This window comes from Thalassospira sp. CH_XMU1420-2 (genome assembly GCF_037029325.1).
GTDB classification, from domain to species: domain Bacteria; phylum Pseudomonadota; class Alphaproteobacteria; order Rhodospirillales; family Thalassospiraceae; genus Thalassospira; species Thalassospira povalilytica.
The window spans coordinates 43,355-58,564 of the sequence record NZ_JAYMEG010000008.1 but is presented as its reverse complement, the minus strand read 5'-3'; the positions used below and the strand labels follow the sequence as shown (position 1 = coordinate 58,564).

Annotated in this window: 16 protein-coding genes; 2 read left to right on the top strand and 14 right to left on the bottom strand. The window is 55.5% G+C overall.

Annotated elements, in window-relative coordinates; translation table 11 throughout:
- Positions 1-10 precede the first annotated feature (10 nt).
- A complete protein-coding gene (locus WA429_RS19755) occupies positions 11-616 on the bottom strand; it encodes a TetR/AcrR family transcriptional regulator (RefSeq protein WP_287466368.1) in 606 nt (201 codons plus the stop codon).
- Positions 617-798: 182 nt separating this feature from the next.
- Here WA429_RS19755 and WA429_RS19750 point away from each other — a divergent pair, with 182 nt between their 5' ends.
- Complete coding sequence (locus tag WA429_RS19750) at positions 799-1,638, top strand: SDR family oxidoreductase (protein WP_287466367.1); 840 nt, start codon at positions 799-801, stop codon at positions 1,636-1,638.
- A gap of 76 nt (positions 1,639-1,714) precedes the next feature.
- On the opposite strand, the gene WA429_RS19745 is transcribed toward WA429_RS19750, so the two are convergent.
- From WA429_RS19745 to WA429_RS19685, 13 genes are all read right to left on the bottom strand, one after another.
- Positions 1,715-2,431, bottom strand: a complete 717-nt coding sequence (locus tag WA429_RS19745; RefSeq protein ID WP_068518721.1) for a GntR family transcriptional regulator — start codon at positions 2,429-2,431, stop codon at positions 1,715-1,717.
- A 54-nt stretch (positions 2,432-2,485) separates the two neighbouring features.
- Positions 2,486-3,766: a TRAP transporter large permease gene (locus WA429_RS19740; protein ID WP_082817781.1), complete on the bottom strand. Its 1,281-nt coding sequence runs from the start codon at positions 3,764-3,766 to the stop codon at positions 2,486-2,488.
- Complete coding sequence (locus WA429_RS19735; RefSeq protein WP_101247782.1) at positions 3,766-4,218, bottom strand: TRAP transporter small permease; 453 nt, start codon at positions 4,216-4,218, stop codon at positions 3,766-3,768. Before WA429_RS19735 ends, WA429_RS19740 begins: the two co-directional genes overlap by 1 nt.
- Before the next feature lie 92 nt (positions 4,219-4,310).
- Positions 4,311-5,291, bottom strand: coding sequence for a C4-dicarboxylate TRAP transporter substrate-binding protein (locus WA429_RS19730; RefSeq protein ID WP_287466366.1), 981 nt, complete (start codon positions 5,289-5,291; stop codon positions 4,311-4,313).
- Positions 5,292-5,799: 508 nt separating this feature from the next.
- Complete coding sequence (locus WA429_RS19725) at positions 5,800-6,729, bottom strand: helix-turn-helix domain-containing protein (protein ID WP_082817790.1); 930 nt, start codon at positions 6,727-6,729, stop codon at positions 5,800-5,802.
- A 202-nt stretch (positions 6,730-6,931) separates the two neighbouring features.
- Entirely contained in the window at positions 6,932-7,732 is an 801-nt protein-coding gene (locus WA429_RS19720) for an SDR family NAD(P)-dependent oxidoreductase (protein WP_068518511.1), read from the bottom strand.
- 10 nt (positions 7,733-7,742) lie between these two features.
- Positions 7,743-8,615 (bottom strand): amidohydrolase family protein, encoded by an 873-nt coding sequence (locus WA429_RS19715; protein WP_287466365.1) that lies wholly within the window; start codon positions 8,613-8,615, stop codon positions 7,743-7,745.
- Between the two features lie 48 nt (positions 8,616-8,663).
- On the bottom strand, positions 8,664-9,212 hold the full coding sequence (locus WA429_RS19710; protein ID WP_287466364.1) for a carboxymuconolactone decarboxylase family protein: 549 nt from the start codon (positions 9,210-9,212) through the stop codon (positions 8,664-8,666).
- Positions 9,209-9,874, bottom strand: a complete 666-nt coding sequence (locus tag WA429_RS19705) for a glutathione S-transferase N-terminal domain-containing protein (RefSeq protein ID WP_068518513.1) — start codon at positions 9,872-9,874, stop codon at positions 9,209-9,211. Before WA429_RS19705 ends, WA429_RS19710 begins: the two co-directional genes overlap by 4 nt.
- Before the next feature lie 10 nt (positions 9,875-9,884).
- A complete protein-coding gene (locus WA429_RS19700; RefSeq protein WP_068518514.1) occupies positions 9,885-11,195 on the bottom strand; it encodes a TRAP transporter large permease in 1,311 nt (436 codons plus the stop codon).
- Positions 11,192-11,710: a TRAP transporter small permease subunit gene (locus WA429_RS19695; protein WP_068518515.1), complete on the bottom strand. Its 519-nt coding sequence runs from the start codon at positions 11,708-11,710 to the stop codon at positions 11,192-11,194. The genes WA429_RS19700 and WA429_RS19695 overlap by 4 nt, the downstream gene beginning before the upstream one ends.
- A 96-nt stretch (positions 11,711-11,806) precedes the next feature.
- Entirely contained in the window at positions 11,807-12,844 is a 1,038-nt protein-coding gene (locus tag WA429_RS19690) for a C4-dicarboxylate TRAP transporter substrate-binding protein (protein WP_068518516.1), read from the bottom strand.
- 144 nt (positions 12,845-12,988) lie between these two features.
- Positions 12,989-13,912, bottom strand: coding sequence for a LysR family transcriptional regulator (locus tag WA429_RS19685; RefSeq protein ID WP_287466363.1), 924 nt, complete (start codon positions 13,910-13,912; stop codon positions 12,989-12,991).
- A gap of 212 nt (positions 13,913-14,124) precedes the next feature.
- On the opposite strand from WA429_RS19685, the gene WA429_RS19680 reads away from it, so the two are divergent.
- On the top strand, positions 14,125-15,120 hold the full coding sequence (locus tag WA429_RS19680) for a DMT family transporter (protein WP_336107787.1): 996 nt from the start codon (positions 14,125-14,127) through the stop codon (positions 15,118-15,120).
- Positions 15,121-15,210 lie beyond the last annotated feature (90 nt).

Here is a 15,210-nt window from a genome sequence, read left to right as displayed (position 1 = left end):
TGCCCGTAAATCATACGCGGGTCATATCGGTAATTTCGCGCCCCACCATGCGTTTATAGCTGGCAACGATTTCCCGGCCTTCTTTTGGCGGCACCGAAATGGCAAGCCGCATGGTGGCTTCGCCGCTATACATGATCAGAAGACAACGCGCGGCGATCGTACTGGCATCGCCATCATTTTCCCGGATGCGCAATATCGCCTTGGTCAGCATGGCGGCATTGGCGCGGCTGACTTCCATTTCCATATCGCGCAAGGTTTTGTCGGCCTGGGTGCCGGTCCAGATATCGCAAATCACCGGTTCGGCCAGAAACAGCTCGTAATAGGTATCAATCAGCTGATCAAACGCACGGACAAGTTCATCTTTTGATGACACGTCTGCCAATGCGTCTTCGATACAGTGACGGGATTCGTCGTTATAGCGATCCGCCAGGGCATGAATGACCGATGCCTTGTCGGGAAAATATTGATAGAGCGATCCGATCGAGACTCCTGCCTTTTGGGCGAGTTCGCCCATCTTCATGGCATCGCTTCCCTGGGCTGCGATCAGCTCACAGGCCACTTTCAGGATATTTTCCACACGTTCGCGACTTCTTTTTTGTGTGGGTGCCTTGCGCATTTTTTTCGCGTTTTCCGACAATTGGTTACGTCCTGTTTTAACCCTTGGGACATGCCGTATACGGCGCCGTTCACGGGCTTGTGACTGCCAAACTCTCTTGACGATCAAAATACGAGGATTTATCACATTTAGCAAATGTGAGGATTACTCACATTTTGTTTTACCCTTCAGGAGCAAGCAATATGACCACACAACCCCGTTTTCTGGTTCTTGGCGCGACCGCCAAAACCGGCCGCCGTGTCGCGGAAAAACTGACCGCCCTTGGACATTCCGTTCGCGCTGTATCACGCAGCACGTCCCCTGCATTTGACTGGACCAAACCGGAAAGCTGGGATGACGCCTTGCGCAATGTTGATGCCGTTTACATCACATTCCAGCCTGATCTGGCGGTTCCGGGATCGGCCGAAACCATTGCCCGTTTTGCGCAAGCCGCCCTCAAGCATGGTGCGAAACGTCTTGTGATGCTGTCAGGACGCGGCGAAGAAGCCGCCCACCGTGCTGAACAGGTACTGCTTCAATCCGGTGCAGAGGCCACCATTCTGCGCGCCAACTGGTTCTTTCAGAATTTCAGCGAAGATCTTTTCCTGCCCTATATCCAGGCCGGCACCCTTGCCCTGCCTGCGGGTGATATTCCCGAACCGTTTGTTGATGCCAATGACATTGCCGATTGCGCGGTAACCTGCCTGCTTGATCCGCAACATATCGGCAAGACATATGAACTGTCCGGTCCCGAAGCCCTGACCTTTGAAGACGTCACATCGATCATTGGCAACAGTGCCAACCGCAAGATCGATTTCGTGCCTATCACGATTGACCAGCTTGATGCCGGACTGGCAAGCGACGGTGTTCCGCAGGACTTCCGCAGTCTGATTTCCTATTTGTTTTCCGAAGTTCTTGACGGACGCAACAGCGCACCAACCGGGGATATCGAACATATTCTTGGTCACATGCCGACATCGCTTGCCGATTATGCCCGACAGACCGCGCAGACCGGGATCTGGAAACTTGCCAAACGCGCATAAAAAAATGGTGCGTAGCGGTCTTCTGCTACGCACCAGTTCAGCAACACCCCACCATCGGGGTTCGGAAAACGCGGTATCAGGAAAACAGCGACCTGTTTTCTTCGATGATCAGGGGCAAACGTTCCATCGTGCCAGACAGATGCTGGCGCATTTCGGCAACGGCCGTGGCGGCATCGCCTGACTGGATGGCGTCAATGACGGCTTTGTGGCCTTCAAGGACAGACACCATTTTGCCCGCACGCGGCAGATCAAGGGTGCGCACCCGCGCCAGATGACCGCTGCGCGCCGTGATTTGCAGATGCAGGTTGGACTGGTTCACTCCGTTAAACAAAGCGGCATGGAAGCTGTCATCAAGCTGCTTGAACAGATCAATCTGTTCGATGTCTCCAACCAGGGCTTCCTGCATCTTAAGAATACCCTTGGCCTTGGTGACCGCGGCGGATTCCTTGATATCGGCAAGCTGGCGTACCACTTCGCATTCGGCGGCAACCCGCAGAAAATGTTCTTCGCGGATGCGGGCCTCGTCAATTTTGGTGACCACGGTGCGCGACTGCGGATAGGACACGACCAGCCCGTCCTGCTCAAGACGCATGATCGCTTCGCGCACCGGTGACTGGCTGACCTTGAAACTGTCGGCCAGTTCAGCACGCACCAGTGTCGTTTCGGGCAACAGCGCCAGTGAAATGATCCGGTTGCGGATATCTTCATACACCAGTGCCGAGGCCGGGACATGGGCATTGCCCTTGATCCCGCCATCATGGATCCCAATCAGTCCGTTCGTAGATGTGTTCATTTTCATCTATCTCCCTGGCAATTCTTTGAATGCCTAAATCCTTGAGATCACTGATTACATTAATGCATTGGGCAACAACAACGTCAAACTCGGGATCGCTGCCATCAGGATGAAAAAGATCACCATGGCAATGAAGAACGGGATTGATGCCCGGCTATAAGCCCCGGTTTTGACGTCAAGAATGCCGCAGACCGTAAACATGATGACCCCGACCGGCGGTGTCAGACCGCCGAAATTGATCAGGGTGACAATCAGGATGCCCATGTGAACCGGATCGTACCCGGCATTGACCAGAACCGGCATGACAATCGGTGTCACCAGAAGGATATTGGCCGCCCCTTCAAGGAACATGCCGCTGATCACCAGAACCGCCACAACAAGTACAAGGATCATCGCCCGGTTTTCGGTCAGGGTCGTGACGAATTCGGTAATCTGTTGCGGGGCACGTTCAATGGTCATCGCATAGCCCAGAACCGCCGCCATAATGATCAGCAACATCACCATGCCAAGATCGGAAACCGAACTTGTCACGGCCTCCTTGAACTTGGTGAAATCAAGTTCGCGATAGGCAAATATCCCGACCGCCAGCGCATAGAAAACAAGAAACGCCCCCGCCTCGGTCGCGGTAAACAGGCCAAAGCGGAACCCGACAATCAGGATCACCGGAAAGGCCAGTGCCCAGATGCTTTCCGAGAAACTTTTCAACAATTCGCGACGGCCCGGCATTTCCGGAAGATCCGGCTGATAGCCGTTTTTGCGCGCCACAAACCACGATGTCGCCATCAGAACAAGGGTCAGGCAAATACCCGGCACAATTCCGGCAAGGAACAGGCGCCCGATTGATACTTCATTGACAAAACCAAACAGGATCAACCCGATGCTGGGCGGGATGGTTGCGGTAATGACCGACCCGAATGCCAGAACAGCTGCCGTGGCGGCCTTGGAATAGCCCTGTTTGATCATGCTCGGACCAAGAAGGCGCGCCTCCATCGAGGCATCGGCAACAGCGGACCCGGAAATACCGCCCATCATGAAGCTGAGCACAATTGAAACCTGTGCCAGACCACCGGCCATCCAGCCGGTCAGAAGCCGGGCAAATTTCACCAGGCGATAGGTAATCCCCGTCACATTCATAAGGTTCCCGGCCAGAATAAAGAACGGCACAGCCAGCAACGGGAAACTTTGGGTCGCGGTCACCATTTTCTGAATGACCACGGTTGGCGGCATGGCGCCACTGACGACAAAGACCGGAATGGATGCCAGACCCAGCGCAAACGCCACCGGCATACCGATAATCAGGAAAACCGCAAAAAGAACAGCAATCAATATCAACATCAGATGGTCCCCCGTGTCCGAATGCGCCGAACAAGCTGGAACACCATGGTTCGCATCATAAGAAGGATACCGACCACCATCGACGCATGGATGTAGGAGGCATTAATCTGGGCCGCCCCAACAAGGCGCGGATGCATCAGGATCATATTGCCCCACGCGTAATAGAGCAGAAATCCAAGGAAACCGATGACCACGAGAATGTTGAAAATCTCGATCAGGCCAACTGTGCGCGCCGAAAAGATTTCCTGCAAAACCTGAAGGCCGAAATGGCGGTCTTCCTGCATGGCGATATCGGCTGCCAGCATGCAAAGCCAGGCAAAGATCAATTGCGCCATTTCCACCGACCAGATGATCGGCGATCCCATGGCGCGCGCAACCGACGCAATGGCCACAAGGACAACAACAGCAACAAGAAGCCCCCCGGCACAGGCAAACTCAATTCGCTTGAGCATGTATTCAATTCCATCCTGATGTTTGGTGTGCGTTGCCCCGAAAACCGCAAGGCAACGCACCTAGGCAAGGCAGATTGGTCAGGCCGTGTGACTTAGCGGCCCAGAACCTTTTTGACGGTCGCGGCTTCTGCTTCGAGATCAAGCATCTTGTAAACCGGTGCGACCGCATCCTTGAACGGGGCCAGATCGACGTCGCTGACGGTCACACCGCTTGCAGCAACATCGGCCAGTGCCTTTTCACCCAATTCGATGGTCAACTGGGATGCGTAGCGGCCATCTTCGACGGCAAGATCACGCACGATTTTCTGGTTTTCCGGGGAAATTTCATCCCACGCCTGCGCCCCGACAACAAGGGCGGTAACCAGCTGAATGTGACCGGTCTTGGTGACGTTCTTGATCACTTCATAAAGCTTGGCATTCCAGATGGCGGTCGGCTGGGCTTCGGCAGCATCGATCGAGCCAAGCTGCAAGGCGGTGTAAACTTCGCCCCATGCGATCGGGGTCGGTTCTGCCCCCATGGCACGAATGGTTTCGATCCAGACCGGCGCACCGATGGTCCGCATACGAACACCGGAAAGATCAGCCGGGCTTGAAATCGGTTTCTGGGTCAGTGCATGGCGTGCGCCCTGATACCAGTTCGATGCAATCATCACGAGACCGGATTTTTCGCGCAACTCGTCACCCCAGGCGACGTATTCCGGCGACAGGGCAAATTTGTCGGCCTGTTCATAGGTATCAAACAGGAACGGTGCCGACATGATGGCAAGTGACGGCACGAAGCTTGAAAGACGGGCCACATCCGTCACGGTGCCGACCGCCGCACCCGCGCGGGCCTGATCGATCATTTCGGTGGTATCGCCAAGCTGCGAGTTGTGGAACACCTCGATGATCACATCACCGTTGGTCGCCTTTTCCACATCGGCCTTGAATTTTTCAAGCCCCTGGCCCATCGGATCATTCGGCGACAAAACCGTTCCGATCCGAAGCGTGGTGGCCGCAGTTGCCGGCACCGCCAGCGCCAGCGCACCGGCCAGCACGGCACAGAGTCCGAGTGTTTTCACAGTCACTTTCATTTGGATATCCTCCCGTTGGATTGGCATTTTGCCTAAATTGATATTTTAGTTGTTGTAAAATCCTAATTACGATTCAGCGATCTTGTCAACGGATTTCTCAACTTGTAAAAATCGTTTAACTTCAATTATTTATTTTGATTATGCGTTTTGTGGTCGGCGCGCTTGTAATCAACCAACACGCAAATAGTGGTCAGGATGCACTGCCGTTCGGTCCGAAAACCGGTGTTATTTCGGGATATGTCGCGCGGTAAAAAGGTGCGTGCTGATGGCCAAATTGCCATCCGCTTCATGTGCGTTTCGAGCAGGCTGGATCAGGCGGTGCGAAACAGCCCAACAAACAACTGAACGACCGAACACCCAAGCACCCAGGCACCCAGGCACCCAGACAGGTGGCATTGATCCGGGAACACGGGAACACCCCGCCGGTTGCCGGTCATGCAACACAGTGATTTTGGATCAAATACCGACAGGCAGAAGGGATTTGATACGCAGACCTTGATGCCCGCCGTCAGCGGGCAATATTGCGGTATTTCGCCGGGGTCAGACCGGTAAAGTGGCTGAACCGTGTGGTCAGATGCGCCTGGCTTGAAAACCCGGTGGCCAGTGCAATTTCGGCAACAGATGCCCGGTCATCGCGCAACATTTCCATGGCGCGTTCGATACGCTGGCGCAAAACAAATTTGTGGGGTGCCTCGCCCACGGTTTTGCGGAACATGCGCGCAAAGTGATAGGCCGACAAATCGGCAACGTCTGCCAGATCTTCGATGGTTAGTGGCTGGTCAAGATGGGCTTCGACAAAGTCGAAAACCCGCCGTTTGACAACCGGGGACAATCCGCCGCGCACCGCAAAGCCAAGATCGCGCCGCGTCGAATAACTGCGCAGCATGTGCCCCATCAACAATTGCCCGGCATTGGACATGGCCATCCGGTCGGCCGGCACATTCCAGTCAAGCGGCAGCATGGCCTGACGCACGGTCTGTTCGATCAGAGGATCAAGGAAAAAGGTTTTCTCGGGCACCTCGACCGCATTGGGTTCGATGTCGAAGGCCTCGACCACCGCACGTTCCCAGGCGGCATGGGGGATATAAAGGTGGAACAACTCCACCTCACCCTGAACCAGCCAGTCCGACGTCATGAAAGCCGGCATCAGGCAACAGCGCCCCGGCCCGCCACCGGTTACCGGATCGGGACCAAGTTGGCGCTGGATACCTGTTCCGCCATTGATATACAGGCTGATCGTGTGATGATCCGGGTCGGTATATCTGGTGGTGACATGGGCCTTGCGCCGCCAATGGGCCGCCGAAATGCCGTCACCGAAATCCCCGGCGCGCAGCAGATTGGCATCCCCGATCAACTGATTGAAGACTTCAAACTTCTGATAGCGGCCGTTGGGCTGAAAACCCGATCCGGCACATTCTGTGGCAAGCGGCTCTGACATCAAGGCATCCTGAAATTCCAGAATGCGATCATCGCACCGGCCATGCCGGTTGCAAAGCCCGTTCCACGCATCCCTGCCCTGAATTGCGCAAGAATATATAAAAGCCGCAAAAAAGAATGGCGATGAGCCAAGGCCCATCGCCGCACACTGCATGACGCAGAAGGAAGTTTGTTGTCCGGTAGAAATTTACAAGTTCATTTGATCAGTCGCAGCGCGCCGTCATGCCGCCATCAACAACGATTTCGGTCCCGGTGATAAAGCGGGCCTCGTCCGATGCCAGAAACAGCGCCGCATTGGCGGTGTCGCGACCATCCCCCATGAACCCAAGCGGAATGCGCGCAAGACGTTGCGCCAGCAACGCATCGACATCGCCACCAGCCCGTTGCCCGGCAAGGCGGGCTTCGACCATCGGGGTGTGCAACTGCCCGGGCACAACGGTATTTACCCGAACACCCTTGGCGGCATATTCCACCGCGACCACCTTGGAAAACTGGATGACGGCAGCCTTGGTTGCCGCATAGGCCGACTGTGCCGCCCCGGTCCAGCGCATGCCAGAGGTCGAGGACGTATTCACAATCGCCCCGCTTTGCTGTTTTTCCATGATCGGCAAAACATTGCGGCAGGTCAGATAGACACTTTTCAGATTGAAATCGACCTGCTTGTCCCAGACATCCTCGGTCATGTCAGCCGGTCCGCCCTTGGCCGAGCCGCCGACATTATTGACCAGAATATCGACCCGCCCGAAATGATCGACACAGGCGCGAACCATCGCGGCAACCGCATCACCATCGGTGATGTCACAGATATGACCGACGATTTCACCGCCGACATTCCGGGTCCGTTCGATGGTTTCTTCAAGCGCGTCCGGGTTCAGATCAACAGCAAAGATCTTTGCCCCTTCCTCAGCGAAACGGACTGCGGTTGCCCGCCCGTTGCCCCAGCCCGGCCCGACACATCCGGCACCGGTTACAATTGCAATACGTCCTTCAAGGCGTCTTGTCATACCGGCCCCCTTATTTGTCAAAACGGTAAAAACGATGCGGGTTATCGACCAGAAGTGCCTGTTGCAATTCGGCAGTCGGGGCGATTTCCGGGATCAGATCGACCAGAACGCCATCATCAGGCGCATCGGCCCGGAAATTCGGATGTGGCCAGTCTGTTCCCCACAAAACACGGTCCGGGAACCGTTCGACCAGGGTACGGGCAAACGGAACCGCATCGCCATATGGCGCGTCCTGACGCGATGCACGTTCACAGCCCGACACCTTGACCAGAAGATGATCGTTTTCCATCAGGCGCAATAATGCATTGAACGGTGCCTGATCCAGACCAAGCGACGCATCCACGCGCCCCATATGGTCAATCACCACCGGCACGCTTGATTTGGCAAGACCATCTGCCATGCCTTCGATCAGGCTGCTTTCCATATGGATTTGCAGGTGCCAGTCAAATCTGACCAGACGGTCGGCCAGACGCAAAAGTTCGTCAACCGATGCCCCGGGTACAAGATGGGCCATATAGTTAAACCGGATGCCGCGAACACCCAGATCATCCAGAAGGCGGATTTCGTCGTCTTCGACCGTTACCGGCAACAGCGCAACACCAAGGTAATCACCCTTGCGGGCATTCATGGCATCAAGCATGGCGCGGTTATCAAACCCGTGCACACCCGACTGCACAATCACGCATTTTTCAATGCCGATCATGTCATGCAGGGCAAACAGCGTTTCCTTGGGCGCATCGCCCGGCTGAAGTTTGCTTTGCGGTGAATAGGGAAATACAGCAGCAGGACCGAAAACATGACAATGGGTGTCGCAAGCGCCTTTGGGCATGGTGAATTTCGGCTGCGTTGGCGCAGGTTTATAGGTGATGGGCGCAGTATTCATGGCCATCCTCGTTGGTATTGATGTCAAAAACAGTGTGGTCCCGAAACCCTATTCCAGTTCGGGTACAGCCCCGTCGGGCGGCGGCAGTTCAAACACATTGATCGTCATGGAGATCAGCGTGTAATAGCCAAGGATACCGGTCAGATCGACGACCGCCTCCTGGCCAAGAACCTTGACCGCGCGGGCATAAAGCTCGTCGCCAATATGGCGTTCGGTATGAAGGGTAATCGCATAGTCATAGACCACCGCTTCGTCTTCGTTTTCAAAGAAAGGTTGCCGGTTGGTGCGGATCGCCTCGACAATGTCGGGGCTGATACCGGCTTTAAGGGCGATGACCTTGTGCGCGGCCCATTCGAATTCGGACTTCCAGACACGTGCCGTTGCCAGAATGGCAAGTTCCGACAGACGCGGTTCAAGCAAGGAATCATAGCGGCAATACCGGCCAAGTGCCTGTGCCCGATCAGCAAGATCCGGACGATTGAGCCACACGGCAAGCGGCCCGCGCACCCGGCCACGCGGACCGGATGCAATGGCGTCATACACTTCTTTCTGGCGCGGGGTCAGGTTTTCGGGTTGCAAGGGTGCAATACGGGTCATGCCGGGATCTCCGCGGGGCGTTCGGTTCGTCCAAAGGCCGCCTCGGCAGCCGCAAATTCGTCAAGCCAGTCAACAATCACCGGATAGGTTTGCCGCCATTCAACCGGCTGGCGCCAATCAAGATATCCCAGCGCACAGGCCAGACTGATCGACACCACATCGGTTTTGCGCGGATCGGGCAAAGCGGTTTGCATCGCATCGAGCGCCCGGCTGATTTTACCGCGCTGATGATCAAGCCAGATTTCCGAAATCTGCGACGGATCGCGAAAACGTCCTTCATAGACCATCAACAAGGCAGCATCGGCGATCCCGTCGGCAAGGGTCGCACGGGTCAAGATACGGGCCCGTTCATCCACCGCCTCGGGGATCAGTCTGTTTTGTCCCGACCAGCGATCAAGAAATTCAATGATCACCCGGCTGTCATAAAGAATGCTGCCATCTTCAAGGATCAGACACGGAATTTTGCCAAGCGGGTTCTGCTGACGCAGGGTGTCGCTTTGATCGCGGGTGTCGGCGGGCTGAACGTCAATCCGCCCGGACAATCCCAGAACATCCATTGCAATGCGGACCTTGCGCCCGAACGGGGATGTCAGGGTTGATCGCAACAGTTTCGGTCCGGGCAGTTTGCCGTCAAACGGGAAAAGGTTTTGTGCTGAATTCATCCTGCGATCCTCAATTCATCGATTCTGGCAGGAACAGCGCCATTTGCGGGAACAGGCACAGCAACAGCAACATCACAAAACCGGCCGCGATATAGGGCAACAACCCGCGGAACACATCTTCGAGACGCACACGCCCGTCAGAGGCCGCCTGCACGACAAAGCAGTTGATCCCGACCGGTGGTGTGACAGCACCGATTTCCACCAGCAACACCACAAACACCCCGAACCAGATCGGATCAAATCCAAGATTCATCATCACCGGATGGGTGATCGGAAGCGTGATGGCCAGCAATGCCGGCGCATCCATCATCATGCCAAGCAGCAAATAGATGCCGACAATGATCAGAACGACGATCCAGCGATTGACCTCAAGCCCGATCAGGAAACCGCCAATCGCATTGGCCACACCGCTGAGAGCCAGGAATTTCGAAAAGACCAGCGCGCAGATGATGATCGCGAAAATCATGCCCGACGTCTTGATGGTATCCATCAAGGTTTTGCTCAGTTCCAGTTTGCGGATACTGCGCTGACGCATGATTGCCAGAACAAAGGTCAGTCCCGCACCAATGCCGCCGGCCTCGGTCGGGGTGAAAACCCCAAGGTAAAGCCCGGAAATGATGCAAATGATGACAAACAGCAGCGGCCCGGCCAGACGAAGGGAATAAAGCTTTTCCTTCATCGGGACATTGGTCGCGGTAACCGGCGCCAGATCAGGATTGCGCATCACGGTCAAATAGGTCGCAATACACAGAAGAACCGCAAAGACACCGCCGGGAATGACACCGGCAACCAGCAAACCGCCGATGCTTGAATCCGTCAGGATGCCATAGACCACCACAAGCGCACTGGGCGGGATCATCACTGCGAGCGTCCCGGCAATGGCAATCGATGCCGATGCCAGACGTTTGTCATAGCCACGTGCGAGCATTTCCGGCAGGGCAAGCTTGGTAAAGACCGTGGCAGTCCCGACACTTGATCCGGACGCCGCACCGAACGCCGCCGCCCCCATCGTGGTCGAAATCGCAAGCCCGCCCTTTAAATTGCCAAGCCATTTGGTGGCGGCTTCGAACATGTCTTCGCCAAGACCCGCGCGCATCGCAAAAAAGCCCATCAGCAAAAACAGCGGAATAACACTGAAATGGAAGCTGTGCGTGGTGTCAAAAAACACCGTCGACAGCATGGCGGTCGCCCCCTTGGTCCCGACCAGGGCCGCAAGACCGGCCGCCCCGACAACGCCAAGCGCAACCATCACATTCGCGCCAAACAGGATGGCGGCAAACAGGGCCACAATGCCCAAAGATCCGATTTCAAGCCCCGTCATTGGCCCACGGCCTCCTTGTTTGGCGCAGACCCGATCAGTTCACGCATGAAATCGAGTGCAAACTGAATGGCAAGCATCGTCAGTCCGAAGAAAATCACAAATTTGACCGGATAAAGCGGATAGCGAACCGAACCCCATTGCTGTTCATTGATCGCAAAGGACCGCATCGCAAATTCCCAGCCCGCCTGTGCACACCAGGCAAAGAACACGCAGCCCAGTGCGAGAACAAACAAACGCAACGGTTTCTGCATAAAGACCGGCATGTGCTGAAGAACGACCGTGACCTTGATATGGCCACCTTCATACTGGGTCAGTGCAAGCGACAGGAACACCAGAACCGTCAACATGGTTTCGGTGATTTCAAGGGCGCCCTGCACCGGGGAATTGAATAAGAAGCGCGACACTGCATTGGCCACAACCAGCATCATCATGGCAAAGGTTGTGTAGCCTGCGACAAATCCGCAGCCGCGCAGGAACCGGCCATAGGACTGGCAGATCCGTTCGAACAACGACATTGATGGAAACTCCACTTAATCCGCGTCACCATATTTCATGGTGCCAAACCCGCCCCGGAAAACGGGCATTCCCGGGGCGGTGAATGTCGGCAACTCTTAGAATTCGAGTTCCGAAACAATTTCCTGGGCTGGAAGGCCCGCGGCTTCGGCGCGCGCGATCCATTCCTGACGGACAGCCTGGATGCGTTCGTCCTTGATCACGGAGACCAGTTCTTCTTTCGGGAACTGAATGACTTCAACCCCCTTGGCCGGCCAGCCGGCACGGACGTCCTTGATGGTTTTTTCCAGCTCGTCATTATAGGCATCAGCATATTCCTGACCGAGCTTGTCGACCACCGCACGGGTGGCATCATCCATGGCGTTGTAGGTATCAAGGTTCATCGCGATCAGGTGACCGAACGACGCGCCAAGCGGAATTTCGATATAGTATTTGGCAACCTCGTCATATTTCCAGCCATAGGCCAGCGCCGGACCAATCGGCGTGCAATCAAGGATGCTGGTTTCAAGTGCTTCGTAAGCTTCCGACGTTGCAATCGAAACCGGGGTTGCGCCAAGTGCCTCGACCAGTGCCGGATAGGCAAAGCCATAGGTACGGATACGCTTGCCCTTGAGATCGGCCAGCGAACGGATCGGTGACGTGCACAGCAGGCCATAGCTTTCAAGCGGACGGAACCCGACGGCCTTAAGGTTGTAATTGGCCAGTTCCTGGCTGAATTGCGGATATTTGGCGTGCCATTTTTCCATCAGATGCGCGATTTCGATCGTCGAATTCGGCTGCGGAATGAAGAAACCAACGGCGTTATTAAGCGGGAATTTATCGGCAAAATACGGTGTGACAATATCGCCGAATTCACCAACGCCGGCACTGAGCGCATCGGGAATTTCACGGGTCTTGGCAACCGAACCGCCCCAGAAAACTTCGATTTCATGTTCGCCATTGGTGCGTTTTTTGAATTCATCAACGAACCACTGGGTCGAAATCGCCTGTGCGTCGCCGGCACCCTGCGGCTTGAAGGTCAGCCATTTATAGGTTTCTGCCGATGCATTATTTGCAAAAGAAGTGGTCGCAACCCCAAGCGCAACCATGGCCATTGCAGCGGATGCAATCATCCCGCCTTTACCAAAACGTTTCATCATTCCTCCCTGGGCCGCGTGGGCCTGGTTACCAATCTTCTTGTTTGCGACAGATGCCCATCTGCCGGTCCTCATTGATTAGTCGCGCCACGACCTATAATTCAAATACTATGTAATTATGCTTCCCATACCTTTGCGGCATGGCTATTTCCAGATACCGGCCGCAACCAGATCATCAACGATCTCGTGGATCATCTGTTCGACAACACTCAGGGTGCGTTTGCGTCCCTGATCCATGCGCATGGCCACGCAAAGCCGCCATGTGATTGCCGGATCGACAATCGGCATGGCTTCGAGTACCCCGCTTTGCACATCGGAAATGATCGCCCCATAGGTCAGGATCGTGAACCCGTGGCCATAGCGCACCAGCGACTTGGTATGGCCGATCCCGTCCGATCGGGTTTCGATATTAAGTGACACGTCATGCTTTTCGGCATAACTGTCGACCAGAATGCGCAGGAAATTCGGTCGACTCGGCATGATCAGCGGAAAGCTTGCGGCCTCTTTGAGGCTGTAGGACGGCTTTGAAAGCGTGCCCGACCGCCCGACCAGACAAAGATGTTCGACCAGAAGTTCGGTGATCTGGATATCATCGCGCGGGGTCGGGTCATGCATGACCGCAACCCCGATTTCGTTGTTGGCCATCTTCTGTTCAAGATCGGCACTGAAGCCTTCGACAAAGCGCAATTCGATATCTGGATACAGCGCCTTGCTGCGTTCAAGCAGACGCGGCGCGATGAATTCCCCCGGTGTCGGCGGCATCCCCACCGACACCACCCCGCCCAGATGGGTTGAATGAATGGTGATGTCATGATGGGTTTGCTGCAACTGATTGAACATCAGATAGGCACGGCGCAAAAGGATCTCGCCCGCCTCGGTCAGGTCCGCCCCGCGTACCGTGCGGGTAAACAGCTGCACCTTGAGATCTTCTTCAAGCCGCTTGATCTGTCGGCTCAATGCAGGTTGCGCGATGCGCAGGCGGTTTGCCGCCCGGGTGAAACTTTTTTCTTCGGCGACACTGACAAAGTATCGCAAGGCCCGCAGTTCCGGTTGCCATTCCCCGTTCATCCGGCTCCCCTTCCCGGTAATTCATGATCATGCTTTTTCTTGCTGATGGTCCGGCCCCTATAACCGGACGGCATAATCAAGGCCAAGCCCCCACAAAATTGCAATAGCCGATAACCCTGAGATTTTCGTCAACCGACCCCAAAACACCGCAAGAACGTGAAAGAACAAAATCCCGGCTTATGGCTTAATCGGGCATGACGGTTATGCCCCACATGACCGTTGCACAACCAAGCCCTTCTTGCGTCACCACGCTTCCCCTTATGTGCCGTTACGGCGCCACGCTGTTTGAAAGCCCCGAAATGACTGCCCTTTTATTTGCCATTGTTACATTCTGCTGGGGCTTTACCTGGTATGCGATCAAGCTTCAGATCGGTCCGATCCCGGTTGAAATGTCGATCGTCTATCGCTTTGCCCTTGCCGCGGCCGTGCTGTGCGGCTTTTTGGTGCTGTCACGCAAATGGCGCCCGGTGCCATGGCGCGCCCATCCGTGGATCGTGCTTCTGGGGTGCGGGCTTTTTGGCATCAACTTTATCCTGATGTATTCGGCTACTGCCTATATCGCATCGGGCATTGTGGCGGTGATTTTCACCACTTCGACCATTTTCAATGCGCTGGGCAACTGGGCGTTTTATGGCAATCGTCCGGGTGTGCGCTTTGTCTTTGGCGCGGCATTCGGGCTTGGCGGGATTGCCTGCCTGTTTGCCAATCAGATTTACGCTTTGTCGCATAATCCTCATGCGATTACCGGCATGTTGCTGGCCCTGTGCGGGACGGCTGTGTTCAGCTGCGGCAACATGGTATCGGTCAAGCTGCATTCCATGGGCATTCCCAATCGCGATGCGGTTGCGCGCGGCATGGTTTATGGCACGGTGTTGCTGTTTATCTTTGCCACCTTGCGCGACCAGACACCGGTGATGCCGACCGACCCGATCTATATCGGCGGGTTGCTGTATCTTGCCATTCCGGGATCAGTAGTGGCGTTTATCGCCTATCTCGCGCTGGTCAACCGGGTTGGTGCGGGGCGTGCGGCCTATGTCACTGTCCTGTTCCCGGTTGTCGCCCTTACGGTATCGACCTTCCTTGAAGGCTATGTCTGGCCCCCGATTGGCGCGACCGGCCTTGCCATGGTGTTGCTGGGCAATATCACGATCTTTGCCAAACTGCCGAAATTCATCCGCCTTCCGGGAAATACCGCGCCGGTCAAATAACCCTCAATACCGGTCATCAGGCTTCAGGTCCGAAAATGGCGAGCAGCAAGATTGTTGCTCGCCTATTTTTTTGCGCATCACCGGGTCGTC

What these genes read in the sequence shown, in the direction of transcription:
- WA429_RS19680 (WP_336107787.1), top strand. Translation starts at nt 14,125, where the DNA reads ATGACCGTTGCACAACCAAGCCCTTCTTGCGTCACCACGCTTCCCCTT.
- WA429_RS19735 (WP_101247782.1), bottom strand. Translation starts at nt 4,218, where the DNA reads ATGCTCAAGCGAATTGAGTTTGCCTGTGCCGGGGGGCTTCTTGTTGCT.
- WA429_RS19745 (WP_068518721.1), bottom strand. Translation starts at nt 2,431, where the DNA reads ATGAACACATCTACGAACGGACTGATTGGGATCCATGATGGCGGGATC.
- WA429_RS19730 (WP_287466366.1), bottom strand. Translation starts at nt 5,291, where the DNA reads ATGAAAGTGACTGTGAAAACACTCGGACTCTGTGCCGTGCTGGCCGGT.
- WA429_RS19750 (WP_287466367.1), top strand. Translation starts at nt 799, where the DNA reads ATGACCACACAACCCCGTTTTCTGGTTCTTGGCGCGACCGCCAAAACC.
- WA429_RS19740 (WP_082817781.1), bottom strand. Translation starts at nt 3,766, where the DNA reads ATGTTGATATTGATTGCTGTTCTTTTTGCGGTTTTCCTGATTATCGGT.
- WA429_RS19705 (WP_068518513.1), bottom strand. Translation starts at nt 9,874, where the DNA reads ATGAATTCAGCACAAAACCTTTTCCCGTTTGACGGCAAACTGCCCGGA.
- WA429_RS19720 (WP_068518511.1), bottom strand. Translation starts at nt 7,732, where the DNA reads ATGACAAGACGCCTTGAAGGACGTATTGCAATTGTAACCGGTGCCGGA.
- WA429_RS19755 (WP_287466368.1), bottom strand. Translation starts at nt 616, where the DNA reads ATGCGCAAGGCACCCACACAAAAAAGAAGTCGCGAACGTGTGGAAAAT.
- WA429_RS19695 (WP_068518515.1), bottom strand. Translation starts at nt 11,710, where the DNA reads ATGTCGTTGTTCGAACGGATCTGCCAGTCCTATGGCCGGTTCCTGCGC.
- WA429_RS19715 (WP_287466365.1), bottom strand. Translation starts at nt 8,615, where the DNA reads ATGAATACTGCGCCCATCACCTATAAACCTGCGCCAACGCAGCCGAAA.
- WA429_RS19700 (WP_068518514.1), bottom strand. Translation starts at nt 11,195, where the DNA reads ATGACGGGGCTTGAAATCGGATCTTTGGGCATTGTGGCCCTGTTTGCC.
- WA429_RS19690 (WP_068518516.1), bottom strand. Translation starts at nt 12,844, where the DNA reads ATGAAACGTTTTGGTAAAGGCGGGATGATTGCATCCGCTGCAATGGCC.
- WA429_RS19685 (WP_287466363.1), bottom strand. Translation starts at nt 13,912, where the DNA reads ATGAACGGGGAATGGCAACCGGAACTGCGGGCCTTGCGATACTTTGTC.
- WA429_RS19710 (WP_287466364.1), bottom strand. Translation starts at nt 9,212, where the DNA reads ATGACCCGTATTGCACCCTTGCAACCCGAAAACCTGACCCCGCGCCAG.
- WA429_RS19725 (WP_082817790.1), bottom strand. Translation starts at nt 6,729, where the DNA reads ATGTCAGAGCCGCTTGCCACAGAATGTGCCGGATCGGGTTTTCAGCCC.